26 protein-coding genes are annotated in these 24,186 nt (G+C 71.8%); 10 read left to right on the top strand and 16 right to left on the bottom strand.

What is annotated here, in order from left to right; translation table 11 throughout:
* Window positions 1-29: 29 nt before the first annotated feature.
* Window positions 30-932, top strand: coding sequence for a universal stress protein (locus AC4BGB_RS12250; protein ID WP_490547141.1), 903 nt, complete (start codon window positions 30-32; stop codon window positions 930-932).
* On the opposite strand, the gene AC4BGB_RS12245 is transcribed toward AC4BGB_RS12250, so the two are convergent.
* Window positions 929-1,771, bottom strand: coding sequence for a patatin-like phospholipase family protein (locus AC4BGB_RS12245; protein ID WP_490547139.1), 843 nt, complete (start codon window positions 1,769-1,771; stop codon window positions 929-931). The genes AC4BGB_RS12250 and AC4BGB_RS12245 overlap by 4 nt on opposite strands.
* Before the next feature lie 166 nt (window positions 1,772-1,937).
* Here AC4BGB_RS12245 and nhaA point away from each other — a divergent pair, with 166 nt between their 5' ends.
* Entirely contained in the window at window positions 1,938-3,836 is a 1,899-nt protein-coding gene (gene nhaA / locus AC4BGB_RS12240) for a Na+/H+ antiporter NhaA (RefSeq protein WP_490547138.1), read from the top strand.
* An 18-nt stretch (window positions 3,837-3,854) separates the two neighbouring features.
* Here nhaA and AC4BGB_RS12235 read toward each other — a convergent pair whose 3' ends face one another.
* From AC4BGB_RS12235 to AC4BGB_RS12215, 5 genes are all read right to left on the bottom strand, one after another.
* On the bottom strand, window positions 3,855-4,346 hold the full coding sequence (locus AC4BGB_RS12235; protein WP_490547137.1) for a metallophosphoesterase family protein: 492 nt from the start codon (window positions 4,344-4,346) through the stop codon (window positions 3,855-3,857).
* Window positions 4,347-4,453: 107 nt separating this feature from the next.
* A complete protein-coding gene (locus AC4BGB_RS12230) occupies window positions 4,454-5,113 on the bottom strand; it encodes a histidine phosphatase family protein (RefSeq protein ID WP_490547136.1) in 660 nt (219 codons plus the stop codon).
* Window positions 5,114-5,120: 7 nt separating this feature from the next.
* Window positions 5,121-5,879, bottom strand: coding sequence for a decaprenylphospho-beta-D-erythro-pentofuranosid-2-ulose 2-reductase (dprE2, locus tag AC4BGB_RS12225; protein ID WP_490547135.1), 759 nt, complete (start codon window positions 5,877-5,879; stop codon window positions 5,121-5,123).
* A complete protein-coding gene (gene dprE1 / locus AC4BGB_RS12220) occupies window positions 5,864-7,276 on the bottom strand; it encodes a decaprenylphosphoryl-beta-D-ribose oxidase (RefSeq protein ID WP_490547134.1) in 1,413 nt (470 codons plus the stop codon). The genes dprE2 and dprE1 overlap by 16 nt, the downstream gene beginning before the upstream one ends.
* Window positions 7,260-8,195 (bottom strand): decaprenyl-phosphate phosphoribosyltransferase, encoded by a 936-nt coding sequence (locus tag AC4BGB_RS12215; RefSeq protein ID WP_490547133.1) that lies wholly within the window; start codon window positions 8,193-8,195, stop codon window positions 7,260-7,262. Before AC4BGB_RS12215 ends, dprE1 begins: the two co-directional genes overlap by 17 nt.
* 190 nt (window positions 8,196-8,385) lie before the next feature.
* Between AC4BGB_RS12215 and AC4BGB_RS12210 the strand changes: the two genes are divergently transcribed.
* A complete protein-coding gene (locus AC4BGB_RS12210) occupies window positions 8,386-10,344 on the top strand; it encodes an arabinofuranosyltransferase (RefSeq protein WP_490548436.1) in 1,959 nt (652 codons plus the stop codon).
* 35 nt (window positions 10,345-10,379) lie between these two features.
* On the opposite strand, the gene AC4BGB_RS12205 is transcribed toward AC4BGB_RS12210, so the two are convergent.
* The 3 genes from AC4BGB_RS12205 to dnaB all read right to left on the bottom strand — a co-directional run bounded on the left by AC4BGB_RS12205 (window position 10,380) and on the right by dnaB (window position 12,961).
* A complete protein-coding gene (locus AC4BGB_RS12205; RefSeq protein ID WP_490547132.1) occupies window positions 10,380-11,288 on the bottom strand; it encodes a cation diffusion facilitator family transporter in 909 nt (302 codons plus the stop codon).
* A complete protein-coding gene (locus AC4BGB_RS12200; protein ID WP_490547131.1) occupies window positions 11,288-11,437 on the bottom strand; it encodes an ArsR family transcriptional regulator in 150 nt (49 codons plus the stop codon). The genes AC4BGB_RS12205 and AC4BGB_RS12200 overlap by 1 nt, the downstream gene beginning before the upstream one ends.
* Window positions 11,438-11,503: 66 nt before the next feature.
* Entirely contained in the window at window positions 11,504-12,961 is a 1,458-nt protein-coding gene (gene dnaB, locus AC4BGB_RS12195) for a replicative DNA helicase (protein WP_490547130.1), read from the bottom strand.
* A 458-nt stretch (window positions 12,962-13,419) separates the two neighbouring features.
* Here dnaB and AC4BGB_RS12190 point away from each other — a divergent pair, with 458 nt between their 5' ends.
* Window positions 13,420-14,793, top strand: coding sequence for an MATE family efflux transporter (locus AC4BGB_RS12190; RefSeq protein WP_490547129.1), 1,374 nt, complete (start codon window positions 13,420-13,422; stop codon window positions 14,791-14,793).
* A 53-nt stretch (window positions 14,794-14,846) separates the two neighbouring features.
* Here AC4BGB_RS12190 and AC4BGB_RS12185 read toward each other — a convergent pair whose 3' ends face one another.
* Window positions 14,847-15,554, bottom strand: coding sequence for an MBL fold metallo-hydrolase (locus AC4BGB_RS12185; RefSeq protein ID WP_490547128.1), 708 nt, complete (start codon window positions 15,552-15,554; stop codon window positions 14,847-14,849).
* 24 nt (window positions 15,555-15,578) lie between these two features.
* Here AC4BGB_RS12185 and AC4BGB_RS12180 point away from each other — a divergent pair, with 24 nt between their 5' ends.
* The gene (locus AC4BGB_RS12180; RefSeq protein ID WP_490547127.1) at window positions 15,579-16,196 is read left to right on the top strand and encodes a hypothetical protein; all 618 of its coding nucleotides are present in this window, start codon (window positions 15,579-15,581) and stop codon (window positions 16,194-16,196) included.
* 70 nt (window positions 16,197-16,266) lie between these two features.
* Here AC4BGB_RS12180 and rplI read toward each other — a convergent pair whose 3' ends face one another.
* The 6 genes from rplI to AC4BGB_RS12150 form a co-directional block, all read right to left on the bottom strand.
* Window positions 16,267-16,710: a 50S ribosomal protein L9 gene (gene rplI / locus AC4BGB_RS12175; protein WP_490547126.1), complete on the bottom strand. Its 444-nt coding sequence runs from the start codon at window positions 16,708-16,710 to the stop codon at window positions 16,267-16,269.
* Window positions 16,711-16,724: 14 nt separating this feature from the next.
* Window positions 16,725-16,961 carry a 30S ribosomal protein S18 gene (gene rpsR, locus AC4BGB_RS12170; RefSeq protein ID WP_490547125.1) on the bottom strand — a complete coding sequence of 79 codons (237 nt, stop codon included), beginning with the start codon at window positions 16,959-16,961 and terminating at the stop codon, window positions 16,725-16,727.
* Window positions 16,962-17,049: 88 nt separating this feature from the next.
* On the bottom strand, window positions 17,050-17,640 hold the full coding sequence (locus tag AC4BGB_RS12165; protein WP_490547124.1) for a single-stranded DNA-binding protein: 591 nt from the start codon (window positions 17,638-17,640) through the stop codon (window positions 17,050-17,052).
* A gap of 32 nt (window positions 17,641-17,672) precedes the next feature.
* Complete coding sequence (gene rpsF / locus AC4BGB_RS12160; protein ID WP_490547123.1) at window positions 17,673-17,963, bottom strand: 30S ribosomal protein S6; 291 nt, start codon at window positions 17,961-17,963, stop codon at window positions 17,673-17,675.
* Between the two features lie 156 nt (window positions 17,964-18,119).
* Window positions 18,120-18,416: a winged helix-turn-helix domain-containing protein gene (locus AC4BGB_RS12155; protein ID WP_490547122.1), complete on the bottom strand. Its 297-nt coding sequence runs from the start codon at window positions 18,414-18,416 to the stop codon at window positions 18,120-18,122.
* Complete coding sequence (locus AC4BGB_RS12150) at window positions 18,413-18,874, bottom strand: hypothetical protein (RefSeq protein ID WP_490547121.1); 462 nt, start codon at window positions 18,872-18,874, stop codon at window positions 18,413-18,415. The genes AC4BGB_RS12155 and AC4BGB_RS12150 overlap by 4 nt, the downstream gene beginning before the upstream one ends.
* Before the next feature lie 87 nt (window positions 18,875-18,961).
* Here AC4BGB_RS12150 and AC4BGB_RS12145 point away from each other — a divergent pair, with 87 nt between their 5' ends.
* The 5 genes from AC4BGB_RS12145 to AC4BGB_RS12125 all read left to right on the top strand — a co-directional run bounded on the left by AC4BGB_RS12145 (window position 18,962) and on the right by AC4BGB_RS12125 (window position 24,185).
* Entirely contained in the window at window positions 18,962-20,278 is a 1,317-nt protein-coding gene (locus tag AC4BGB_RS12145) for a polysaccharide deacetylase family protein (protein ID WP_490547120.1), read from the top strand.
* Between the two features lie 36 nt (window positions 20,279-20,314).
* A complete protein-coding gene (locus tag AC4BGB_RS12140; protein WP_490547119.1) occupies window positions 20,315-21,124 on the top strand; it encodes a deoxyribonuclease IV in 810 nt (269 codons plus the stop codon).
* Window positions 21,100-21,978 carry an alpha/beta hydrolase family protein gene (locus tag AC4BGB_RS12135; protein ID WP_490547118.1) on the top strand — a complete coding sequence of 293 codons (879 nt, stop codon included), beginning with the start codon at window positions 21,100-21,102 and terminating at the stop codon, window positions 21,976-21,978. The genes AC4BGB_RS12140 and AC4BGB_RS12135 overlap by 25 nt, the downstream gene beginning before the upstream one ends.
* Window positions 21,979-22,258: 280 nt before the next feature.
* Window positions 22,259-22,909 (top strand): acetyltransferase, encoded by a 651-nt coding sequence (locus AC4BGB_RS12130; protein WP_490547117.1) that lies wholly within the window; start codon window positions 22,259-22,261, stop codon window positions 22,907-22,909.
* 148 nt (window positions 22,910-23,057) lie between these two features.
* The gene (locus AC4BGB_RS12125; RefSeq protein ID WP_490548435.1) at window positions 23,058-24,185 is read left to right on the top strand and encodes a lipid II:glycine glycyltransferase FemX; all 1,128 of its coding nucleotides are present in this window, start codon (window positions 23,058-23,060) and stop codon (window positions 24,183-24,185) included.
* The last annotated feature ends 1 nt before the right edge of the window (window position 24,186 follow it).

The following is a 24,186-nucleotide window of genomic DNA, read 5'->3' as shown; positions in this document are numbered from 1 at the left end:
AGCAGGAGCACCGAGCCCAGGAGGACCCCATGGACATCAAGGCAGGCAGCATCGTCGTCGGCATCGACGGCTCGGAGGCCTCCGAACGCGCGGTCCTCTGGGCCGCGGACCAGGCCGTCGCCGAGAAGCGGTCACTGACCCTCGCGCACGCCATCCACGCGGTGACGCCGGCCTACTTCGACGCCACCGTCCTGGACCCCCGCGAGGCCCGCGGGGCGCTGCTGGAGCAGGGCCAGAAGCTGCTCGCCGAGACCCGCGCGAGGGTCGAGAGCGCCTTCCCCGGTCTCGAGGTCGAGGAGCTGCTCCGGCTCGAGGACCCCAGGCTGGTCTTCTTCGAGGCCTCCAAGCAGGCCTCCATGCTGGTGCTGGGCTCACGCGGACTCGGCGCCGTGCGCCGGCTCATGCTCGGCTCGGTGAGCGTGGCGGTGGCACGGCACTCGGGCTGCCCGGTGGTGGTGCACCGCCCGAGCAAGGGCGACACCGAGCGCAACGGCATCATCGTCGGCGCGGACGGGACCGCGGACTCGCGGGTCGTGCTGGACTTCGCCTACCGCCAGGCCTCGCTGCGCGGCGTACCGCTCACGGTGCTGCACAGCTTCTGGGACCTCGGTGTCAGCACGATCGGCGGCTACGCCCTCGCCGACGAGGCGATCGATCCCGAGGGTGAGCGCCGGCTGCTGGCCGAGACGATGGCCGGGCTCGAGGAGAGCTACCCCGACGTGGTCGTGACCGCCGAGACCGCACGCGGACGCGCCGCGGAGATGCTGGTCCGGCTGGGCACCACCAGGGAGCTGATCGTGGTCGGCGCCCACCAGGAGGGGCTGGCCAGCCAGCTGCTCTTCGGGTCGGTGTCGATCGCCGTGGTGGAGCACGCGAGCACCCCGGTGGCCGTCGTACCGATCTCGGCCAACGGCTCCGGGCGCCAGGTCTAGCCCGGGCCGTCGGCCCAGGCGGTCCGGACCTTCGCGAGCACGTCGGCGGCCTGGCGCAGTCCTGTCCGGGCCGCGTCGGCGCGCTTGGCCGGGTCGAGCACGTTCTTGCCGATGTCGGCCAGGGCCTGCGCGTCGGGGGTGATCACCGCCGTACGGCTCGCGCCGGTGCGCTCGAGCTGGGCCTTGATCGAGGTGGACTTGCTGAACGCCTGCGGCAGCGGGGCGATCACGACCACCACCTCGGCCCCGGCTGCGAGGTCGGCGTTCGCCGTGGAGCGCATCCCCCCGTCGATGTAGTGCGACCCGTTGACCGTCACCGCCGGCCACACCAGGGGTACGGCGCAGCTCGAGGCGACCGCGTGCAGGAGGTCCACCCCGCTGGTGCGGTCGAACGCGACGAACTCCCCGGTCTCGGCCTCCACGGCTGTCACCACCAGGTCCCGGTCGGGCCACTCGCTGGCCCCGATCCGCGAGCGGATCACCTCGATCCGTTCCTGCCCACCCGGGCGGTGCGCGCGCATGGACAGCTTGCCGATCCGGCGCAGCTTGGTCTGCTGACTGCCCGGGAGCAGCATCGGCGGGACCAGGCGGAGCATCGTGAGCCGGCCGAGCTCGGCGCCGATCTCCGTGTCCGCGGGCCCGAGCTGGGTCGTGTAGAGGTCATCGAGGGACTGGCCGCTGGTGACCTGCGCACCGACCACCGAGCCCGCCGACGTCCCGACGACCCTGTCGGCGGTGCTCAGGTCCACGCCCGCGTCAGCGAGCCCCTTGAGGATCCCGAGCTCCCAGGCGATGCCGGTGACCCCACCGCCACCGAGAACCAGTGCTGTTCGCGTCATGCCCGAAACCTACGGGTCAACCGGGCACTCAGCGGGGTTTCGCCGGGCAGGTTTCCCAGGTGATGAACCCAACCTGCCTCTTCACACACCTCACGCCGTGTGTGAAGAGGCAGGTTGCCGTGTGAAGTACGCCGCCACAGGGCCCTCATCTCAGTAGTCTCGTCGCGTGGCTGTCCCTCCGGACCCGACCCCCGACTCCGCCGAGGCTCCCAGGCGGGGCCGGACGCGGTGGTCGCACAGCCGAGGGGCGCCGTTGCGCGCGTTCCTGCGCACCGAGTCCGGCAGCGCCGGCGTGCTGGTGGCCGCAGTCGTGGTGGCGCTCGTCTGGGCCAACCTCGATGCCGAGTCCTACGAGGCGCTGTGGCACACGGAGCTCTCCGTCGAGCTGGGGCCCTGGCAGGTGGCCCACGACCTGCGCGAGTGGGTGAACAGCGGCCTGATGACCCTGTTCTTCCTGGTGATCGGGCTCGAGGCCCGCCGCGAGTTCGACCTCGGCGACCTGCGCGAGCGACGGCGCTTCATCCTCCCGTTCACCGTGGGACTGGTCGCGATGGCCGTTCCGGTGCTGATCTACCTCGCCATCAACGCCGGGCGGTCCAGCGCCCACGGCTGGGGTGTCGCGATGTCGACCGACACGGCGCTCGCGCTGGGGGTGCTGTCCCTGCTCGGCCGTCGGGTGCCCGACCGGGTCCGGATCTTCCTGGTCACCGTGTTCGTCGTCGACGACCTCGTCGCGCTGCTGGTGATCGCGCTGGTCTACAGCGAGGACATCGTGCTGATGCCGGTGCTCCTCGCGACGGCGGTCTTCGCCGTGCTGCTCGTCGCGGTGACCCTGCGGATGCAGCAGCGCTGGCTGTTCGGCGTGCTCGGCGTGGTCATCTGGGCGGCCCTGTTCAACAGCGGCGTCGACCCGATCGTCGCCGGCCTGGCGATCGGGCTGGCTGCTCCGGCGTACACCCCGAACCGCGGTGAGCTCGAGGACGCGACCGGCATGGTCCGCGAGTTCCGGGAGCAGCCCACCCCGGAGCTGGCGCGCTCCGCCACCTCCGGGCTCACCTCCGCCCTGTCCCCGAACGCGCGGCTGCAGTCGTTCTACCTGCCGTGGACCAGCTATGTGATCGTGCCGCTGTTCGCGCTGGCCAACGCCGGGATCGCCCTGGACCTCGGCTTCCTGGCCCACGCCTACACGGCGCCGATCACGCTAGGCGTCCTGGTCGGCTACGTCGTCGGGAAACCGGCGGCCGTCGTCGGCGCCACCTGGGCGGTCTCCAGGCTGTCCCGGGGTCAGGTGCGCCCGCCCGTGGGGTGGGGAGCGGTGCTGGGCAGCGGCACCATCTCGGGCATCGGCTTCACCGTGTCGCTGCTGATCGCGAGCCGGGCCTTCACCGGGACCGAGCTGGCCGAGGCCAAGCTCGGCGCCCTCTCGGCCGTGGTCGTCGCCTCGCTGCTCACCTGGGTGATCGTCCGGGCGCTGAGCCTGCTGCCTCCCGAGCGGCGGGCCCGGGCCCTGCTCGGCGACACCAGCCGGATCGAGGACCTGGTCCCGGAGGTGGACGTCGAGCACGACCACGTGCGGGGCCCGGACCAGGCCGACATCACCGTGATCGAGTTCGGGGACTTCCAGTGCCCCTACTGCGGCCTGGCCGAGCCCGCCGTACGCGACCTGCTCAGCGACACCCACGTGCGCTACGTGTGGCGGCACCTGCCCCTGACCGATGTGCACCCGAAGGCCCAGCTGGCCGCCGAGGCAGCCGAGGCAGCGGCGGAGCAGGGCGCGTTCTGGGAGATGCACGACGTGCTGATGACGCACCAGGACGACCTGAGTCCCAAGGACCTCGTCCGGTACGCCGAAGAGCTCGGCCTGGACACCGAACGGTTCCACCGGGAGCTGCGCGAGGGGGTCCACCAGGCCCGGGTCGCGCGCGACGTGGAGTCGGCCGACCTCAGCGGGGTCTCCGGGACCCCGACGTTCTTCATCAACGGCCAGCGCTACCACGGGGCCTTCGACCTGGCCTCGCTGAAGATGGCCGTCAAGCTCGCCCGGGCGCAGAGCCTGCTGAGGTGACGGGGCGAGCTGACCGGCTCAGGTGACCGGGAAGATCCGCGCGGTCACCAGGACGCCGTCCTCGACCACCAGCTCGCCCATGGTCCCGCGCGGTTGCCGGCGCTTGTCGGTCGGTGACCCCGGGTTGAACGCCCGCTGCCCCTGGTGGACCTCGTCCCACGGGATGTGGGAGTGGCCGAAGACCACGAGGTCGGCGTCGGGGAAGCGCCGCTTGAGCCGGCTGCCGCGGCCGGTCTTCGGCCCGCTGTCGTGGATCATCGCGACCGCGAGCCCGTCGAGGTCCACCTCCAGGGTCTCCTCGGCGCCCCACGCGGCGATGTCCGGCCCGTCGTTGTTCCCGCGCACCGCCCGCACCGGAGCGAACCTCGCGAGCTCCTCGAGCGTCTCGACCAGGCAGACGTCCCCCGCGTGCAGGATCAGGTCCACCCCGTCGAGCGCGGCCGCGACGGCGGGCGGGCACCGCTTCCAGTAGCGCGGCGAGTGGGTGTCTGCGAGCACGGCGATACGCATCCGCCCATCCTGCGACATCTGGGCACGGGCCCATCCCCGCGACGCACGCTGGACTCCCTTCCGGGCTCCCTTCCGGGCTCCCTTCCGGGCTCACTTCGGACCCCGTTCTAGGCCCCGCGCTGGACCTCCTGCCGGGCCGCCTTCCCGGAGGGCAACAGGTCCGCGACCGGCTCGCAGTAGTCGACTCGGGCCAGCCGGTCGCCCTCGAAGACCAGCGAGGTCAGGCTGGCCAGGGTGCACTGGCGGCGGCGGGGGTCGTGCACGAGGCCATGGCCCTGCGCCCGGAGTCGGGTGACCCAGATCGGCAGCTGGTGGGAGACGACCACGGCCTCCCGACCGCGAGCAGCCCCCCGGGCATCGATCACCGCGGGCCAGACCCGGTCGGCGACCTCACGGAACGGCTCCCCCCACGACGGGCGCAGCGGGTTCCACAGGTGTCGCCACACCCCGGGCCGGGTCAGGAGCGAGTCGCCGAGCTGCAGCGGCCGCCCCTCGAAGACGCTGGTCGCCTCGGTGACCCTCGGGTCCAGGTGCACGTCGAGACCGCGGGCCGCGGCGAGCGGCCCGGCGGTCTCCCGGGCCCGCTCGAGGGGTGAGGCGACCAGGTGCACGATGTCGCGGTCGGCGAGGCGCCGGGCGACCTGGTCGGCCATCTCGCGACCGAGGTCGGAGAGGTGGAAGCCCGGCAACCGTCCGTAGAGCACGCCCTCGGGGTTGTGCACCTCTCCGTGCCGCAGCAGGTGCACCGTGGTGGTCCTGGCTCTCACAGGGCCCTCACAGCGGAAGTCTCCGGAACACCCCGCGGGGCAGGTGCCGCAGCGCCGACATCACCGGTCGCATCGTGCCCGGGACCCAGACCTGCTCACGGCCCGAGGCGACGGCCCCGACGACCGCCTCGGCGACCTGGTCGGGGTGCACCGAGAGCGGCGCCGGGTCCAGGCCGTCGGTCATCTGGGTGTGCACGAACCCCGGCCGCACCACCACGACACGGCCACCCAGTGGTCGCAGCGCCTCCCCCAGCCCGGTGTAGAAGGCGTCGAAGCCCGCCTTGCTGGAGCCGTAGACGAAGTTCGATCGCCGGGGTCGCTCGCCCGCGACGCTGGAGAGCGCGACCACCACCCCGTGGCCCTGTCGTCGGACGAGCCCGGCGAGGGCGACTCCGGTCAGCACCGGCGCCACGTAGTTGGTGTACGCCACCCGGCGTGCCTCCTCACGCTCGGTCCAGGCTCGCTCGGGGTCGCCGAGCACTCCGTAGGCGACCACGGCGACGTCCACGTCGCCCTCCGTCGCGGCATCCCGGACGGCCCGCTCGTGGCTGGCCTCCTCACCGGCGTCGAAGTCGATCTCCCGGACCCGGCACCCGGCCTCCTGGAGGCTGCGCGCCGAGTCGGTACGCCGCTGCGAGGGCCGGGCCGCCAGGAGCACGCGCAGGCCCGGGACCTGGTCGGCGTACGCCCGCACGATCGCCAGGCCGATGTCCGAGCTGCCGCCGAGCACCAGCACCGACTGTGGTCTTCCTACCGCGTCCAACACGCCTGCTCCTTCGGGGTCGTCGTACGGATCGCCAGCCTGCGGGCGAGGTCGGAGACGAAGACGCCCTGCGGGTCCACGCGGGCGAGCAGGGCCTGGAACTCGGCGAGCCGGGGGTACATCCGCGGCAGCAGCCGCGCGGGGACACGCGCGTCCTTGGCGAGATAGAGCCGGCCCCCGGCCTCGAGCACCATCGCGTCGAGGCGGTCGAGCAGCCTCGAGAGACCCGGCCGGACCGCGAGGTCCACCGCCAGGGTCCAGCCCGGCACCGGGAACGACATCGGCGCCGGGGTGCCGGGACCGAACCGCTTGAGCACGTTGAGGCAGGACACGTGCCGGGTGGCCGCGATGGTGCGGACCACCTCCGGCACCACGTCCTGCGCCTCGAACGGCACCACGAGCTGGTACTGGCACATCCCGCGCGGTCCGTAGAGGCGGTTCCAGTCCGCGACCGCGTCCAAGGGGTGGAAGAACCCGAAGGCAGGCTCGACACGCGTGGTGGGCTCTCGCGGCGCCGACCGGAACCACGCCCCGTTGAACGCCCGGCCGCTGAGCCGGTTCACCAGGCCGCCCGGGACCCCGGGAGGCACCGTGAGCCGGCCCTCGCCCGGGAGGCGTAGGGGTGCTGCGGCGCGGCGCGGGTCGAGGTCGTCGACCAGGGCGTCCCGGCCGGTGAGCACCACGCCACGACCGGCCGACCGGCCCCGCGCCACCGAGTCGAACCAGGCCACGGAGTACTCCGCCCGGGTGTCCTGCTCGGCCAGCGCCTCCATCACGCCGCGCAGGTCGGGCCGGCGCTCGGAGCGCGCCAGCACGTACGACGTCTCCACCCGGCGGACCTCCAGCTCGACGCGGAGGATCACCCCGGTCAGGCCGAGGCCGCCCACGGTGCCCCAGAAGAGGACGGGATCCGGCCCCTCGGGCGTCAGCGAGCGCACCTGCCCGTCCGCAGTGAACAGCTCCATCCGCCGCACGTAGCAGCCGAAGCTGCCCGCGGTGTGGTGGTTCTTGCCGTGCACGTCGTGGGCCACGGCTCCGCCGACGGTGACCTGACGGGTGCCCGGCTGGACCGGCAGGGTGAGCCCGAGGGGGAACAGCGCACGCAGCAGCGCGTCCAGGCTCACCCCGGCGTCGACCTCCACGCGACACTCGTCGACGTCGATGCGGTGCACCCCCGCGAGTCCGGTCAGCTCGAGGACGTCACCGCCTCCGTTCTGGGCGGCGTCGCCGTAGCTGCGGCCCAGGCCCCGCGCCAGCACACCCCTGTCTCCGGCCGCGTTCACCACTCCGACGACGTCCGCGACGCTGCGGGGCCGGTGCACCCGCGAGACCGTCGGGGACGTGCGGCCCCATCCACTGAGCAGCCGGTCCGCCGGCCCGGCCTCAGCCGAGCGCGGCATGCAGCATCAAGGTGGACACCCAGATCACGCCCAGGACCTGGAGGTGGCGGTCCGAGACGACGATGTCCTCGGGCGCCTCGGCACGGCCACGGTCCACGTCGGCGGCGTACCGGAGCAGGCCGAGCACGAACGGCGCCACCGACAGGGGCGCCCAGTCGTGGCCGGCAGCGGGGGCGTTGCTGCCGGTCAGGGCCCACAGCAGGTAGACCGTGACGGTGATGCCGGCCGCCATCGTCCAGATGAAACGCAGGTAGGACTCCGAGTAGAGCTCCAGGGAGCGCCGGGTGCCGGTGGCCCCACCGAGGTTGCGGATCTCGGAGTAGCGCTTGCCGGCGACCATGAACAGGGAGCCGAACGCCGCGACGAGGACGAACCACGGCGAGAGCGTGATCCCGGTCGCCGTACCGCCCGCAACCGCCCGCAGCAGGAATCCCGCGGAGACCGCGGCCAGGTCGAGGGCCGGCTGGTGCTTGAGGCCGGAGGTGTAGGCGGCCTGCACGCCCAGGTAGGCGAGCACCGTCAGTCCAAGTGGGAGCGACCACCACAGGGCGAGGCCGATCGAGAGCCCGGTCAGCACCAGGCTCACCACAAGTGCCCCGGCGACCGGGACCTGGCCCGAGGCCACTGGCCGGTTCCGCTTCCGGGGGTGCAGCCGGTCGCCCTCGACGTCACGCACGTCGTTGAACAGGTAGCAGCCGGACGCCGCCAGGCAGAAGACCCCCAGGGCGACCATCGCGCCCAGCAGCACGTCCGGTTCCGTGAGGCGGCCGGCGGCGAGCGGTGCCCCCAGCACCAGGAGGTTCTTCAGCCACTGCCGCGGACGCACGGCGCGGATCCAGGCCGTCCTCGAGCGGGGTGCGCCGAGGTCAGCGCTCGGCGCGGCGGGGTCCACCTCGGCCGTGCCGTTCTCTCCTCGCATGGACTTCAGGTACCCGATGCGACGGGGTAAATCCCTCGGCATGTGGCCCCTGCGGTCGGGGTACTGGCTCCGAGTGCCGTCTGCGTCCACGCTGCCCACGGCGGGAGCAGACGGGCCCGGAGAGGGGTCTGACCCCGTCCCGGTCCCGGTCGCTGCTGATCCCCCGAGGAGGCGGCCAGGGTTGATCACCGTGGGCGCGGCCGCCGTCGTGGCGGCGCTGACGCTGCTGGGCTGGACCACCTGCTGGGCGCTGGCCGCGCTCCTGGACGCCGCCACGTCGGTGCCGGTGCCACTGCCCGCCCCTGTGACGCAGCGGGTGACGGTGGCCGGCGTCCTCGTCGTCGCGGTCGTCGGCGCGGTCCTCCGCCCGGCGAAGGCTGCCCACGTCGTGGTCGCCGGCACGGGCGTACTTCTCGCCGGCGGCGGGACCCTCGCCCTGCACGGCACCGCCTGGGGCTTCACCGGCCTCTACTCCGACGCGGGCTTCCGGACCCAGGCCGTGACCCGGTTCGCCGACTCGCCCGCGCTCGCCGACTACGCCTACCGAGGGCTGGGCGCCTACTACCCGCCTGCGCTGCCGTGGCTGGAGGGACGTGCCGCCGCGCTCGTCGGGATCCCCGGGTGGGCGGCCATGAAGCCGGTGGAGCTGTTGTTGTGCGCGCTGGTGCCGTTGCTGTCCTGGTTGCTGTGGCGGCGCCTGCTGCCCGACCTCTCGGCCGCGGTGGTGGCTTCGGTCGTGTGCGTCGCCACGATCATCCCCACCAAGCCCGACGAGTGGCTGGTGCTGTCGCTGGTGCTGCCGTGGTGGCTCGAGCTCGCCCGCGGCGTACGCCGTGAGGACGTCCGTGCCTTGTCGGCACCGGTCCACGGGCTGGTGCTGGGTCTGCTGCTCCTGTGGCACACGTACTTCTTCGTGCCGCTCGCCCTGGCGAGCGTGCTGGGAGTGCTCCTCGACCTCGCTCTCCGGCGCCGCGTCACACCGGCCCCCCGGCAAGCGGTCGTCGTCGCCGCGGTCGGGCTGGTCGTCGCGCTCCCCGGCTGGCTGCCGATGGCGCTCCAGCACCTGCGCGGCCTGCCCTCGGACGACCTGCAACGGCGGTGGAGCCCGGTCGGGTACCTGTCACCGCCGGAGCCGGGCCTCGGCGACGCGCTGTCGGTGCTGGGACTGGTCGGGCTGGTGTGGGTGGTCTTCGCACTGTGGCGCAGTCGGCTGGCCGCCGGGCTCGCCGTCGCCTGGGTCGCGGCGTACGCCTTCATCGTGGTGGGTCAGCGGGCCCAGCGCTGGGGAGTGGCCCTGCTGCCGGAGAAGTCCGAAGAGCTGTGCATCGCCCTGATGGCCGCCACTGGTGCCGTCGCGCTGTGCCGTGTCGCGACCCTGCTCAGGGGTCGGCCGTTGCCGGTGCGCGCCCTCGTCGGCGCCCTCGTCGTCCTGCTGGTTGCCCAGCCCGTCCAGGAGCTGCTCGACGAGCGGATCGGTCGGCCGGCGGCGGTGGCCCAGCACATCCGCTACCCCGGTGGGTCCTTCCCGGCGGGAGGCCCGCCGGAGGAGGACTCGCACTGGCACGCGTGGGGCGTCCGCCCCGACGGGTCGGGACCCTCGGTTGCCGAGGTCGAGCGGGCCTGGGAGGAGCTGCGCGGTGAGCCGCTGCGCTCCGGGACCGTGCTGGTCTCGGCGCGCGCCGACGTGCTGGCGACCAGGCCGGCCCACGCGTTCATCACCTGGAAGAGCATCTACTCCCATCCCCAGGGCCAGTTCGCCGCCCGACTGCGCCTGCTGCAGCGGGTCGCGGCCTGCGACACGGCGAGGTGCGCGTGGCTGCTGCTGCGCAACAACGTGCTGGACCCGGTGGACGGCCTGGTGCTGAACCGGTCGGGCGAGGAGCTCTACCTGACCGTCACCGTCGACGACTTCCCCGACGCCTGGCGCCCGGTGCGGGTGAGCTTCTCCGAGGAGCTGTTCGCCGCGCCGTACTTCCAGCGCCGAGACGTCGCCGGTGCCGTCGTGATCGCAGTGCGGCCTGCGGCACCGAGACCGGTCCGGGCTGCCCCGGGCCACGTCGCACCAGCGGGCGGCCTCCTCCCGGCGGTGAGTCGAGCCGTGGTCGAGCCGTGGAGCCCTCCGGGCGGGCACAGCCAGGACGGTCCCTGAGGGCCGGGAGCGCCGAAGCGCTCAGCAGGGGTGGATCACCAGTCCAGGGCCTGGCAGCCCGGTTGCTCGGCGGGCTCGACCTGGAGCGTCGCGTGCTCGATCCCGTGGTCCCTGCTCAGCACCGTGCGGGCCCGGTCCAGCACCCCGGGTCCCGCGTCGGCGGAGTCTGCGACCAGGTGTGCGGTGGCGACGTGCATCCCGGAGGTCAGCGTCCAGATGTGCAGGTCGTGGATGCTCGTGACCCCGTCGATGGCGCACAGGTCGGCGGCCACGTCCTCGACGTCGGTCCCGGCCGGGACGTGCTGCCCCAGGATCGCCAGCACCTCGCGCCCGAGCAGGACCGCGCGCACGGCGACGAACGCACCGATCGCCAGCGCGACCAAGGTGTCCCAGTAGGACTCTCCCGTGCTGAGCACCAGGACCCCGGCGAGGATCACCCCGACCGACCCGGCGGCGTCGGCGACGACCTCGAGGTAGGCACCCTTGACGTTGATGCTCTCGGCGGCTCCGGCGCGGAGCAGCAGCATCGAGACGAGGTTCACCAGCAGGCCGAGGGCGCCGACGACCAGCATCGGGCCGGTCTCGACGGTGACGGTCTCCCCGATCCGCAGGAGCGCCTCGATCACGACGTACGCCGCGACGCCGAGCATCAGCAGGACCGTGAACCCGGAGGCGAACACCTCGGCCCGGTAGGAGCCGTAGGTGCGCCGCCCCGTCGTGTCCTCGCGGGTCGCGATCCGGGTCGCGAGGAGCGCCGCCCCGAGTGCGACGACGTCGGCTGCCATGTGGCCGGCGTCGGAGAGCAGCGCCAGGGAGCCGGAAAGGAGCCCGGCGACGAGCTCGACAACGAAGAACGACGCGACCAGGCCGAACGCGACCGCGAGCCGCCAGCGGTGCCGGGCGCCGGCGTGGCCGGTGTGCCCGTGGGAGTGCCCCGCCCCCATCAGGCGGGCACCCCCGAGGAGGTGACCAGGCCGCAGTCCCTGAGGCAGGCGAGGTGCTGGGAGACCGTGGACACCAGCGCTGCTTCACTGAGCCCGGGCGCCTCGTGGTCCGGCGTCGACGCGGCCCCGTCCTCGCGTCGCATCGGCATCCAACGATGCTAGCGCTGGGCTATGGCAGCTGGAGCGAGATCCACCAGTCCCGGGAGTGACTCCCGTCAGTGCGCCATGTCCACGAAGCGGCTGTAGTGGCCCTGGAAGCTGACCACGACGTCGCGGGTGGGGCCGTTGCGGTGCTTGGCCACGATGATGTCGGCCTCGCCGGCCCGCGGGGACTCCTTCTCGTAGACGTCCTCGCGGTGGAGCAGCATCACGATGTCGGCGTCCTGCTCGATCGAGCCCGACTCACGCAGGTCGCTCATCATCGGACGCTTGTCCGAGCGCTGCTCGGGACCACGGTTGAGCTGCGAGAGCGCGATGATCGGGACCTGGAGCTCCTTGGCGAGGAGCTTGATCTGGCGCGAGAACTCCGAGACCTCGACCTGGCGGGACTCCACCTTCTTGCCGCTGCTCATCAGCTGGAGGTAGTCGATCACGATCAGCTTGAGGTCGTGACGCTGCTTGAGGCGCCGGGCCTTGGCGCGGATCTCCATCATCGTCATGTTGGGGCTGTCGTCGATGAACATCGGAGCCCCGGAGACCTGACCCATCTTGGGGCCGAGCTTGTTCCAGTCGTCGTCGCTCATCGGGCCCTTGCGGATGTTGTTCAGCGGGATCTTCGCCTCAGCCGAGAGCAGCCGCATCGTGATCTCGCTCTTGGACATCTCCAGGCTGAAGAAGCAGCTGGTCAGGTTGTTGTGCACCGAGGCGGCGCGGCAGAAGTCCAGGGCCAGCGTCGACTTCCCGACCGCGGGACGGGCGGCGACGATGATCATCTGCCCCGGACCGAAGCCGTTGACCAGCTCGTCGAGGTCCGCGAAGCCGGTGGGCACGCCGTTGGCGGCGCCGTCGTTGTTCGAGATCGCCTCGATCTCGTCCAGCGTTGCCTCCATGATCGCCGACAGCGGCGCGTAGTCCTCCTGCTGCCGCTTCTCGCCGATCGCGTAGACCTCCTGCTGGGCCGCGTCGACGGTCTGGTCGACGTCGCCCTCGCCGGCGTAGCCCATCTGCGCGATCTTGGTGCCGGCGTCGACGAGGCGCCGCAGGATCGCCTTCTCGCGCACGATCGTGGCGTAGTAGCCGGCGTTGGCGGCGATCGGGACGCTGGCCGAGAGCGTGTGCAGGTAGGGCGCGCCACCGACCTTGACCAGCTCACCGCGGCGCTGCAGCTCCGCGGAGACCGTCACCGGGTCGGCGGGCTCGCCGCGGCCGTAGAGGTCGACGATCGCGTCGTAGATGATCTCGTGGGCGGGACGGTAGAAGTCCGCGCCACCGATCTGCTCGTTGACGTCGGCGATCGCGTCCTTGGAGATGAGCATCGAACCCAGGACGCTCTGCTCGGCGTCGGGGTCCTGCGGGGGCATCCGTCCCGACCAGTGCTCCTGGTTGCCGCCGGGGTCGTCGCCGAAGCCGCCGGGGTAGCTGCTGGCGAAGGCGTCGTCGGTCCAGGAGCCCTCCGCGACTCCCGAAGAGCCCCTGCTCGACCCCTGAGTGGGGATCCCGCTCGACTCCGTCATGCTCACCCGTTGCCTCTTCCTCGCGCCCGTAGCGTTGAAGGTAGGTGCCCGCACCGACAACTCCGGGACTGCCGACCTCGTGTGTTCGGGTGGGTCGTCGTACGGCGCTGCGCCTACCCGGACGCCGCACAGTAGGCGCGATCGGGGCGGAGCACCAAGACCGTTATCCACAGGACCCTGTGGATAACCCTGTTGATCATGTGGAACACGCCGACCAGCCTGGGTACGGCCTGTTGGTAGGGCTGTGGACAACCAAAATTCTTTGCTGCCCATATGCCCTCTGACCTGCAGGAACGTTGACGCACAGCCTGTGGACGAAAGATTTCTGGACCGGTGGTGTTCACTTGTTGTCCACCTCACGGCGCTGTGTTTGTTTGTCGACAAAGCCCCCTGACGGACGGGATACCCACAGAAAAGCCGGGTTTTACACAGGTTTCCCGACCGCCTAGCCTCACCTCGTGATAACCGCTCGGGGGTCCAGCCGGCGCGACCGCCGGGCGGCGCAGGAGCATGAACGGTCGGTACGCCGGCAGCGCAACCGGGCCCAGGACCGGGAGATCCTCCGGCTCGCGGTGCCCGCCTTCCTCGCGCTGGTGGCCGAGCCGGTGTTCCTGCTCTCGGACTCCGCGATCGTCGGGCATCTCGGCACCGCGGAGCTGGCCGCGCTCGGGATCGTCTCCGCGGTGATGGGGACCCTGGTCAGCCTGTCCATCTTCCTCGCCTACGGCACCACCGCGTCCGTCGCCCGCCAGGTCGGAGCGGGCAACAGCCGGGCCGCGCTGGCCCAGGGCATCGACGGCCTGTGGCTGGCCACGCTGATCGGCACGCTGCTCACGGCGCTCACCATCCCCCTGGTCGACCGGCTGGTCCGCCTCTTCGACCCCAGCGACCACGTCGCCGACCTCGCGGCCACCTACCTGCGGGTCGCGTTGCTGGGAGCGGTGCCGCTGCTGCTGATGCTGGCCGCCACCGGGGTCCTGCGCGGGCTCCAGGACACCCGCACACCGCTCGTGGTGGCCGTCGTGGGCAACATCGCGAACATCGTCCTGAACTTCGCCCTGGTCTACGGCGTCGGCCTCGGCTTCGTCGGCTCCGCGCTCGGCACCCTGCTCGCCCAGCTCGGGTCGGCGGTCGCGCTGGTCTGGGTCGTGCTCCGGGCGGCCCGGCGGGAGTCGGCCTCGTTGCGCCCCGACCTGCCCGGGATCAGGGCGGCGGGCCGGGCCGGCGTACCCCTGATCATGCGGACGCTGATGCTGCGCGCCTCCCTGCTCGTGATGACCTATGCCGCGGCCCGGCTCGGCGAGGACGACCTCGCCACGATGCAGCTGGCGCTGACGATCTGGACCTTCCTGGCCTTCACCCTGGACGCGGTCGCGATCGCCGCCCAGGCGATCACCGGGCGCTACCTCGGGGCCGCCGACGCCGAGGGCACCCGCGCCGTCACCAGGCGGATGGAGCGCTGGGGCTGGCTCAGCGGCGTGGCCACCGGTGTCCTGCTCGCCGCCCTGGCTCCCGTGCTCGGCCACGGCTTCACCAGCGACCCGGCCGTGCTCGACCTGCTGGTTCCGGTGCTGCTCGTCGCCGCGGCGGCCCAGCCCCTGGCCGGCATCGTGTTCGTGCTCGACGGGGTACTGATCGGCGCCGGCGACGGGGTCTACCTGGCGTGGGCGCAGCTGGTCACGCTGTTGCTGTTCGCGCCGGCGGCCTGGGTGGTCGGCGACGCCGGGCTCACCTGGCTGTGGGCCGCGTTCGCGGTGCTGTTCATGGGCGGGCGCGCGGTGACGCTGCTGCTGCGGGCCCGGGGGGACCGGTGGATGCGGATGGGGGCGTAGCGATCGATCGGCTCGCCCCTCGTGGTCTCGACGGGCTCAACCACCACTCGGGGTCAGGATGGGTGGGCGGACAGGAACTTCCTGATGGCGCCGCGGGGGTTGTCGCGGATCTCGGGGCCGTGGGTGAAGGCGGCCGTGGAGTACTCCAGCTCGCCGAGGCGGTGGGCGGTCTTCGTGGTCATCGCGAAGTCGGAGCACAGGAACTTCATCGGCCAGCGCATCCCGAGGACGTTGAAGATGGCGTCCCCGGTGATCAGCACCCCGGACTCCTCGTGCAGGTAGGACGCGTGCCCCGGTGAGTGGCCCGGGGTGTGCACCACCCGGATGCCGCCCGCTACCGGCATCACCTGCCCGTCGGTGAGCTCCTCGCCCACGGTGACCTTCTCGGTCTTGGGGTCGGGGAGCCTGCGGAACAGTCTCCCGAGGCGGAAGGACGGGTCGTTGTCGGGCTGGGTGCCGGTGCGCACGTACTCCGCGTCCTCGGCGTGGACGTCGACCGGCAGGCCCGTCTCCCGGGAGACGTACGCCGCGCCGCCGGCGTGGTCGGGGTGGCAGTGGGTGAGCAGCAGCCGGGTGACCTCGCTCGGGTCCGAGCCGATCGAGCGCAGCGCGGCGATCACCTTGGGGCCCGAGGAGGCCAGGCCCATGTCCACCAGCGTGACCTGGCCGTCGGAGTCGCGCAGGGCGAAGCCGTTGACGTAGTCGCCCAGCAGGGGGATGCGCCACACCCCGGGGGCCAGCAGCACCGGTGCCTTCGCCATGACCGATGACCCTACAGTTGCGCCATGTCGCCGCTCCAGAGAATCGCCATGGGCCTGGTGATCATCGTCGGCAGCGCGCGGTTCCCGGCCGACCCGTCCCCGGCCTGGAAGAGCTACGACGCGCTCGCCGACCCCGTCGGCTGGGTGCTGGTGCTCCTCGGGGTCTTCGCCCTGGCCCGCACCGACGAGGCGTTCGAGACCAGCCGGTGGCTCGCCGTGCTGGCCGCCGTGGTCAGCGTCCCGATGTGGCTCCCACAGGTGCAGCACCGGCTCGACGATTCCGGGGAGTGGTTCGTCTCGCTGCCGCAGATCGCGTTCTGCCTCGTGCTGAGCCGCGAGATCGGCATGCTCGGCGTACGCCGGTCGCCGCAAGACCCCTACGTGGCCAAGCGGTTCGGCCTACTGGTGTGGGGGTTCGCCCTGGCCGGCGTACTGCCGGTGGTCGCGCTCGGCGGCGACGTGCCGGCCCTGGAGGGGCCCACGTTCACGTTCTCTGCGCTGGTGAACGTCGCGCTGGTCTACTTCTTGTTCCGGGTGCACCGTCGCGAGTGGCTCGGCGGTCCGGGCCCGCTGGAGGTCGCCCCCAAGGACGGCCCGGTGACCGGGCCCGGGATGCGCGAAGGCCGCCCGCCCTCGAGGTGAGGGGGGCGGCCTTCGCAAGGCTGTTCAGCTCAGGCAGATCGCCTCAGCAGATCGTCGTGGGCAGATTGCCTCAAGCAGGGACCACGTTGAGGTTCACGGTCGCCTCGACGTCGTCGTGGACGCGCACCTTGACGGTGTGGGTGCCCAGCGACTTGATCGGGTTGCCCACCACGATGGTGCGCTTGTCGACCTCGCCACCGGCCTCGGCGATCGCGTGCGCGATCTCCGCAGCGGTCACGGCGCCGAACAGGCGGCCGCCCTCGCCGGCGCGGACCTTGACGGCGTACGTCGAGCCCTCCAGCGTGGCCTTGACCTGCGCGGCGTGGTCGGCGTCGCGCACCGCACGGGACTCGCGGGCCTTCTTGATCGACTCGATCGTCTTCTCGCCGCCGCGGGTCCAGCGCATGCCGAAGCCGCGCGGGATGAGGAAGTTACGGCCGTAGCCGTCCTTGACCTCGACGACGTCGCCGGCGGAACCGAGACCGGTCACTTCCTGGGTAAGGATGAGCTTCATGATGTCGTCTCCTCTCAGCGTGCCGTGGACGTGTACGGGAGGAGGGCGACCTCACGGGCGTTCTTGACCGCCGTGGCGACGTCGCGCTGGTGCTGCACGCAGTTGCCGGTCACGCGCCGGGCACGGATCTTGCCCCGGTCGGAGATGAACTTGCGCAGGAGGTTGGTGTCCTTGTAGTCAACGCCGGACGCCTTTTCCTTGCAGAACTGGCAAACCTTCTTCTTGGGCTTGCGAATCACTGCTTTGGCCATTGTGGAGCTCCTTCTTGAGCCCGGCCCAGAGTGATGACTGTGGCCGGAATGGTTTCGGTTGAATGTGTGGTCGTGCGGGTGGGACGACTCAGAACGGAGGCTCGTCGGAGCTTCCGGTCGCCCACGGGTCGTTCTGCGGGGCGCGGCTGGGAGCCTGACCGCCCTGCTGGCCGCCCCACTGGTTCCCGCCACCCTGGTTCCCGCCGCCCTGGGCAGGCTGGGCAGCAGGCTGCCCGCCCTGTGCGGGGCTGGAGGCCCACGGGTCGTCGCCGCCACCGGTGTTGCCACCGCCGTAGCCGCCGCCTCCGCCGCTGCGCTGGACGCGCGCGACCTTGGCGGTGGCGTACTTCAGGCTGGGTCCGACCTCTTCGACATCGAGCTCGACGACAGTGCGCTTCTCACCCTCGCGGGTCTCGTAGGAGCGCTGCTTGAGCCGCCCCTGAGCCACGACGCGCATCCCCTTCTGGAGCGACTCGGCGACGTTCTCGGCCGCCTGGCGCCAGATCGAGCAGTTGAGGAACAGCGTGTCGCCGTCCTTCCACTCGTTGGAGTTCTTGTCGAAGGCGCGCGGCGTCGAGGCGATCGTGAAGTTCGCGACCGCGGCACCGGACGGGGTGAACCGGAGCTCCGGATCTCCCGTCAGGTTCCCGACGACGGTGATGACTGTCTCGCCTGCCATGTGGTTCTCCTTGTTGTCAGGATCGAATGCGCTCAGTGAGCGTCGGGACGGAGAACCTTGGTGCGGAGGACCGACTCGTTCAGCGTGAGCTGGCGGTCGAGCTCCTTGACGGTCGCAGGCTCGGCCTGCAGCTGGACGACGGCGTAGATGCCTTCGGCGTTCTTGGCGATCTCGTAGGCGAGACGGCGGCGACCCCAGACATCGACGTTGTCGACACTTCCACCGTCGTTGCGGACGACGTTGAGGTACGTGTCGAGCGATGGCTGAACGGTTCGCTCCTCGAGGTTCGGGTCGAGGATGATCATGAGCTCATAGGCGCGCATAGCGTTCTCCACCTCCTTCGGACTCAGGCGGCCACGGCGTTTCCGTGGCAGGAGGGCTGTGCGGTGTCGGCCCACCCATCGGGGGTGGGCGACGCGCAAGGTTAACAAGCAGGGTGCCCCGGGGCGAAATCGTTGTCCACAGGCTGCTGGGCGACCTCATTCACCGAGCAGCCTGCGCAGGGTGGCGCTGTGCCGGGCGAAGGCCGCCCGGCCCGGCTTGGTGATCTTGTAGCTGGTGACGGCGCCGCGCCCACGGCCGGTCTTGCTCACCGTGATGTAGCCGGCCTGCTCGAGCGCCGAGGTCTGCTTGGACAGGTCGGAGTCGCTGATCCCGAGGTGGTCGCGCAGGAACGGGAAGTCCGTGGAGGCCGAGGCTGCCAGCACCGCGACGATCGCCAGCCGCTTGGGGGCGGAGAGCACCGGGTCGAGGTCGGCGAGTGGGGAGACGCTCATCCCAGGCGCTCACGGACACGGGCCGACGCGCGGGCGTAGCTGCGCTCGTACGCCGCGACCAGGGCCCAAGCCGCCAGCACACCGGTGCCTGCTCCCCACCACACGCCCAGGGCAACGGCGACCCCCCATACGGCCAGTGCCACGACCACGGCACCGCAGACCAGCAGCGTGAACGGTCCACGGAGCTCCCTCGGGCTCTTGCCGGTGGGGTAGGTGCCCCGGACCCGGCGCATCCACCACACCGCCACGAGCATCACCACCACGTGCAGTAGCTGGGACAGCGACTTCTCCACGCCGTCGAGCACCCCGAAGGTCAGGGTGTAGGTGCCGGTCCAGATCCCGAACCCCAGCGGCCACCACCAGGCCATCGGCGGGTAGGACACCCAGGGGGCGGCCTCACCCCGCTCGATCTCGCGGAGCTGCTGGACGAGGTCGTCGCGCGGTTCATTGGTTTCCATGTTGGAAACTTATCGGATCACTTTCCAATACGTCAAGTGATCGCGGCGCCGCCGTGGGCGGTTGGAGCCGGGGTGATGATGGTCAGGGTGGAGACGCCTATCCCGGACGGCACCGCCGACGGCGACCGGGTGGCGGGCGGTGGAGCCGGCGACGGCCCCCGCAGCGGTCGCCGCGGGCTGCTGGGTGCCGCGGTCGGCGCCGCGGCCGCGGCAGCGGTGGGCGCGCCCCTGGCCAAGGGCCAGGTCGACGACTGGGTCACCGAGGACCTCCCCCGCGTCACCCCCATCCGGGTCTCCCGACGCTCCTCCGGGCTGCTGACCGACACCTCGAGCGGCTTCGTCGACTGGTTCCGCGCGGGCGAGGTCAGCAACATCACCGAGGCCAAGGCCGGCACCGGCTCGGTGCGGGTCCGCACACCCCGCGGCTCCGAGGCGGTGGCGAACGCGCTGCGCGAGTTCGCCGCGGTGGACATGTCCGCGAAGCAGCTCAAGCTGTGGGTGCGCGTCGACGGCTGGGAGGCCCTCGGCGCGAGCCAGGTCCGGCTGCACTCGACACCGGAGGCGTTCTTCTCCGTCCAGATCGGCGCGGCGATCGCCCGCCCGGCGCGCGTCGACGGCGAGTGGACCGAGGTGGTGCTGCCCAGATCGGCGTTCACCGACCGGGAGGGCCAGCCTCGGTGGTCCTCGATCACCGCCCTCGCCTTCACCGCGTGGTCCCCAGCCGGGACGGTGGTCGAGCTGCTGGCCTGCAACGCGGTGCTGGTCCCCGACTCCCCGGCACCCGGCGTGGTCTCCCTGACCTTCGACGACGGCTGGGCCAGCCAGGCGCGCGCCGCGCGGCTGATGGACCAGCACGGGTGGGTCGGGACGGCGTACGTCATCCCCGAGCGGCTCGGCTCCGCGGGCTATCTCACCCTTCCGCAGGTGGAGGACCTGCACGACCGTGGCTGGGACATCGGCGGGCACGACGACGGCCCGCTGCGCTCCCTCGACGACGGGGAGCTGCTGGAGCGGGTGAGCGCCACCGCGGCCTGGTTGCGGGAGCGGAACTTCCGCGGCCGGCAGCACTACGCCTACCCCAACGGGTCCGTCGACGACCGCGTCGCTGCGGTGGTGCGGCGGTTCTTCGCCACCGGCCGCACGATCAACCCGATCAACCAGTCGCTGTCCTGGGTGCAGGAGGAGCGGCTGAACGCGGTCTCGGTCTTCGCCGATCAGGCCGACTCCGAGGTGCGCGCACTGGTCGACGGCGCGGCCAGGAACGGCGACTGGGCGAGCTTCGTCTTCCACAAGGTCGGTGACGAGGGTGACGACATCTCCTGGACCGAGCAGCGGTTCCGCTCCTTCCTCGACCACGTTGCCGCCTCCGGCGCCGTGGTCCAGCCTGTCGGCGGGGTGCTCTGAGGTGCCGCACCCCTGAGCCGCTCCTAGGATGGCGCCATGAGCGCGAGCCCACAGATCCCCATCGGTGCCCACGTCGAGCAGTCCGACCCGATCGCCGAGGCCCAGGCCCGAGGGACCTCGCTGGTGCAGTTCTTCCTCGGGGACCCGCAGAGCTACAAGGGCCCCGAGGTCCGGTACGCCGCCGGGGCGGCCGCCCTGCGGGCCGAGGCCGAGGAGGCGGGCGTGGACCTCTACGTGCACGCCCCCTACATCGTCAACGTGGCCACGACGAACAACCGGATCCGGATCCCGAGCCGCAAGCTGCTCCAGCAGCACATGTACGCCGCGGCCGAGATCGGAGCCAAGGGCCTGATCGTGCACGGCGGCCACGTGAACAAGACCGACGACCCCGCGAAGGGCTTCGACAACTGGCGCAAGGCGATCGAGGCCACCGACCTCAAGATCCCGCTGCTGATCGAGAACACCGCGGGCGGCGACAACGCGATGGCCCGCCACCTCGACCGGATCGCCGGGGTCTGGGACGCGATCTCCTCGGCCGAGGGGTTCGAGCAGGTCGGCTTCTGCCTGGACACCTGCCACGCCTGGGCCGGCGGGATCGACCTGCCCACCGCCGTGGAGAAGGTGCGTGCCATCACCGGCCGGATCGACCTGGTGCACGCCAACGACAGCCGGGACGCCTTCGGCTCGGGCGCGGACCGGCACGCCAACTTCGGCAACGGCCAGCTCGACGAGCACGACTTCGCCGGCGTGGTCCGCGACGCGGGCGCTCCGGTCATCTGCGAGACCCCCGGCGGCGCAGCCGAGCACCAGGCGGACTTCGCGTGGCTGCGCGAGCACGGGGTCTGAGACTCTCCCGGCGCAGCCTGCTCGCACTCGGCGCCGGCCTCCCGCTCCTCGCCGGGTGCGGCGGGGAGGAGCCGGTCGCCCGGGTGCCGCCGCGCCCACCGGCCACCGGCGTCCGCCGGATCCGCTACGGCAAGGACCACCGCGACCAGTTCGCCGACCTGCGTCTCCCCGGGCGTGACCCGGTCGCCACTGTGGTCCTGCTCCACGGCGGCTACTGGCTCCCGCAGTACGGCCTGGACCAGCTGGACCCGTTGGCGGAACGGTTCACCTCGATGGGCTTCGCCACCTGGAACGTGGAGTACCGGCGTACCGGCGCCGGCGGCGGGGTCCCGGCCACGCTGGAGGACGTGGCCGCGGCCGTGGACCACCTGGACGGACCGGGCCTCCCCGCCGGGCTGAGCCGCCGCGTCGTCGTGGTCGGCCACTCCGCCGGTGGCCACCTGGCGGCCTGGGTCGCCTCGCGCACGTCCGCCACGCCTGGAGGCCTGCCCGGCTTCCCGCTCCGGGGTTCGATCTCGCTGGCCGGCGTGCTCGACCTGACCCTGGCCGCGACCCGGCCGGCCTCGAGCGAACCGGTGACCGCCTTCGTGGGCGGCGGCCCCGACGAGGTGCCGGACCGCTACGCCGGGGCCGACCCCACGCTCCTGGTCCCGGCCGGCTGCCCGGTCTGGGCCGTGCACGCGGTGGACGACATGGTCGTCCCCACCGAGCAGAGCCAGCGTTACGTCGCCGCCGCAACCGCTGCCGGCGCCGTGGTGGAGCGGGTGGTGGTCCCCGGCGACCACTACACCGTCGTCGACCCGGCTGCGGCGTCGTTCCCGACACTGACGAAGCTGGTGCGAGCCGCGGTCTAGCCCGTCCGGGCCACTCCGGGACTGCCGGACGGGCCATCTCCGACGGCTCGTCCCCGCCGATATCTGCGGCTATTCGGGCTATGTCCGGTCACAAGCCGGGCCAATCGACGAGACGACGGCCCACCAGGCCGGTGGGGGCCTGCCCGCGAGCGATTGACCCCCCTGAAAAGCCGGGCCAACAATGGTGGCTCTACTCGCGGGAGCAACGTATGGGTTCTTCAATCTCGGGGATGGACCACCAAGCATCCGCCTCACTCGTGTCTCGGCCCGGGGCGCGGTCGTGAGGCCGCTGATCCTGGTCGGCGCGAGCGGGCTGGCCCGCGAGGTGCTCGCAGTGACCCGGATGGACACCCCCTCGCGGAGGGTGCGGCTGCTCGACGAGGACCCCACGATCTGGGGGTCCGTCCGTTCGGGAGTCACCGTGGAGGGTGGCCTCGAGCTCGTCCACGACGAACCCCGGGGCGAGGTGGTCGTGTGCGTGGGCAGCTCCCTCGCACGCAGGGCGGTCGTCAGGCGGTTGACCGACCTCGGCGTACGCCGCGAGCGCTTCGGCCGCGTGATCCACCCGTTCGCCGACGTCGGCGCCGGCTCCACCGTGGGACGGGGCACGATCCTGCTCTCCCAGGTGGTGCTGACCGCGGACATCCACGTGGGGGACCACGTCGTGATGATGCCCAGCTCGACCCTGACCCACGACGACGTGGTGGAGGACTTCGCCACCCTGGGTGCCGGGGTCTCGCTCGGTGGTGGCGTGCGAGTGGGGTCGGGCGCCTACCTGGGGATGAACTCCTCGGTCCGCGAGCACACGCACGTGGGCCGTGACTCCGTGCTCGGGATGGGCGCTGTGCTGCTGCACGACCTCCCCGCCGGCCAGGTCTGGGCCGGCGTCCCGGCCGCGGAGCTGCGACCCGTCGAGGAGGCGGCCTCCTGAGGCTGCCGCCGGACGGCCTCGGCCGCCGGGCAGCGGCCTGAGTCGCCGCAACCGGGTCCGGTGCCCCCGTTAGGCTCCTGATGTGGCCAACCAACCCCTGACCGTGCGCACGATCACCGCCGAGGAGCACCTCGCGCTGATCCGCTCGATGTCCCGTCCGGCCGCGGGAACCCCTTCCGGCTCGGCCAGCTTCCTGCAGACCCCGGCCTGGGCGGCGGTGAAGCCGGAGTGGCGCTCGGAGTCGATCGGCTGGTTCACCCGCAGCAGCACCGGCAACGAGAACATCGTCGGCGCCGCGCTGGTGCTCTACCGCCAGCTCCCGAAGCTGAAGCGGTTCCTGGCCTACCTCCCCGAGGGCCCGCTCATCGACTGGACCACCGAGGACCTCGGCGCCTGGCTGGAGCCGATGTCGGCGTACCTGCGCGAGCAGCACGCCTTCGGCGTCCGGATCGGCCCGCCCGTGGTCACCCGGCGCTGGAGCGCCGCCCAGATCAAGGAGGGCATCGCCGACGACTCGGTCACGTCCCTGACCGCGCTGCCGCCGTACGAGCGCAGCCAGGTCGGCGCCCAGGTGGTCTCCCAGCTGCGCCAGCTCGACTGGAGGCCGCAGTCGGCCGAGGGCGGCTTCGCGGCCGGCCAGCCGCAGTACAACTTCTGGATCCCGCTGGTCGACGAGGACTCCAACCCCCGCAGCGAGGAGGACCTGCTGGCGGGGATGAACCAGCAGTGGCGACGCAACATCAAGAAGGCCGCCAAGCTCGGCGTAGAGGTGGAGCGCGGGGAGCCCGCCGACCTCAAGGCGTTCCACGAGCTCTACGTGCTCACCGCCGATCGGGACCACTTCACCCCGCGGCCGCTGAGCTACTTCGAGACGATGTTCGAGGCGCTCGGCGCCGAGGAGCCCGACCGGATCCGGCTCTACCTGGCCCGGCACGAGGGCGACCTCGTGGCGAGCACCATCTGGATCCGGGTCGGCACCCACGCGTGGTACTCCTACGGCGCCTCCTCCACCGACAAGCGGGAGGTGCGCGGCTCCAACGCCATCCAGTGGCAGATGATCCGGGACGCCGTCGCTGCCGGCGCGCACGTCTACGACCTGCGCGGGATCACCTCCACCCTCGACGCGAACGACGACCACGTCGGGCTGATCCAGTTCAAGGTCGGCACCGGAGGCGAGGCCGTGGAGTACGTCGGCGAGTGGGACCTGCCGCTGCCGGGCGCCACGAACAAGGCGATCTACCGCGCCTTCGAGCTCTACATGTCGCGACGGGGCTGAG

Source organism: Nocardioides sp. Z30_9 (assembly GCF_058215735.1).
The sequence above is the reverse complement of the archived record's forward strand: the minus strand, read 5'-3'. Positions and strand labels throughout refer to the sequence as shown.

What these genes read in the sequence shown, in the direction of transcription:
- AC4BGB_RS12165 (WP_490547124.1), bottom strand. Translation starts at nt 17,640, where the DNA reads ATGGCAGGCGAGACAGTCATCACCGTCGTCGGGAACCTGACGGGAGAT.
- AC4BGB_RS12245 (WP_490547139.1), bottom strand. Translation starts at nt 1,771, where the DNA reads ATGACGCGAACAGCACTGGTTCTCGGTGGCGGTGGGGTCACCGGCATC.
- AC4BGB_RS12150 (WP_490547121.1), bottom strand. Translation starts at nt 18,874, where the DNA reads ATGGAAACCAATGAACCGCGCGACGACCTCGTCCAGCAGCTCCGCGAG.
- AC4BGB_RS12125 (WP_490548435.1), top strand. Translation starts at nt 23,058, where the DNA reads ATGTCCCGTCCGGCCGCGGGAACCCCTTCCGGCTCGGCCAGCTTCCTG.
- AC4BGB_RS12155 (WP_490547122.1), bottom strand. Translation starts at nt 18,416, where the DNA reads ATGAGCGTCTCCCCACTCGCCGACCTCGACCCGGTGCTCTCCGCCCCC.
- rpsF (WP_490547123.1), bottom strand. Translation starts at nt 17,963, where the DNA reads ATGCGCGCCTATGAGCTCATGATCATCCTCGACCCGAACCTCGAGGAG.
- AC4BGB_RS12180 (WP_490547127.1), top strand. Translation starts at nt 15,579, where the DNA reads ATGTCGCCGCTCCAGAGAATCGCCATGGGCCTGGTGATCATCGTCGGC.
- AC4BGB_RS12235 (WP_490547137.1), bottom strand. Translation starts at nt 4,346, where the DNA reads ATGCGTATCGCCGTGCTCGCAGACACCCACTCGCCGCGCTACTGGAAG.
- AC4BGB_RS12205 (WP_490547132.1), bottom strand. Translation starts at nt 11,288, where the DNA reads ATGGGGGCGGGGCACTCCCACGGGCACACCGGCCACGCCGGCGCCCGG.
- AC4BGB_RS12250 (WP_490547141.1), top strand. Translation starts at nt 30, where the DNA reads ATGGACATCAAGGCAGGCAGCATCGTCGTCGGCATCGACGGCTCGGAG.
- AC4BGB_RS12215 (WP_490547133.1), bottom strand. Translation starts at nt 8,195, where the DNA reads ATGCGAGGAGAGAACGGCACGGCCGAGGTGGACCCCGCCGCGCCGAGC.
- AC4BGB_RS12200 (WP_490547131.1), bottom strand. Translation starts at nt 11,437, where the DNA reads ATGCCGATGCGACGCGAGGACGGGGCCGCGTCGACGCCGGACCACGAG.
- rpsR (WP_490547125.1), bottom strand. Translation starts at nt 16,961, where the DNA reads ATGGCCAAAGCAGTGATTCGCAAGCCCAAGAAGAAGGTTTGCCAGTTC.
- dnaB (WP_490547130.1), bottom strand. Translation starts at nt 12,961, where the DNA reads ATGACGGAGTCGAGCGGGATCCCCACTCAGGGGTCGAGCAGGGGCTCT.
- AC4BGB_RS12185 (WP_490547128.1), bottom strand. Translation starts at nt 15,554, where the DNA reads ATGGCGAAGGCACCGGTGCTGCTGGCCCCCGGGGTGTGGCGCATCCCC.
- AC4BGB_RS12140 (WP_490547119.1), top strand. Translation starts at nt 20,315, where the DNA reads ATGAGCGCGAGCCCACAGATCCCCATCGGTGCCCACGTCGAGCAGTCC.
- dprE1 (WP_490547134.1), bottom strand. Translation starts at nt 7,276, where the DNA reads ATGCCGCGCTCGGCTGAGGCCGGGCCGGCGGACCGGCTGCTCAGTGGA.
- rplI (WP_490547126.1), bottom strand. Translation starts at nt 16,710, where the DNA reads ATGAAGCTCATCCTTACCCAGGAAGTGACCGGTCTCGGTTCCGCCGGC.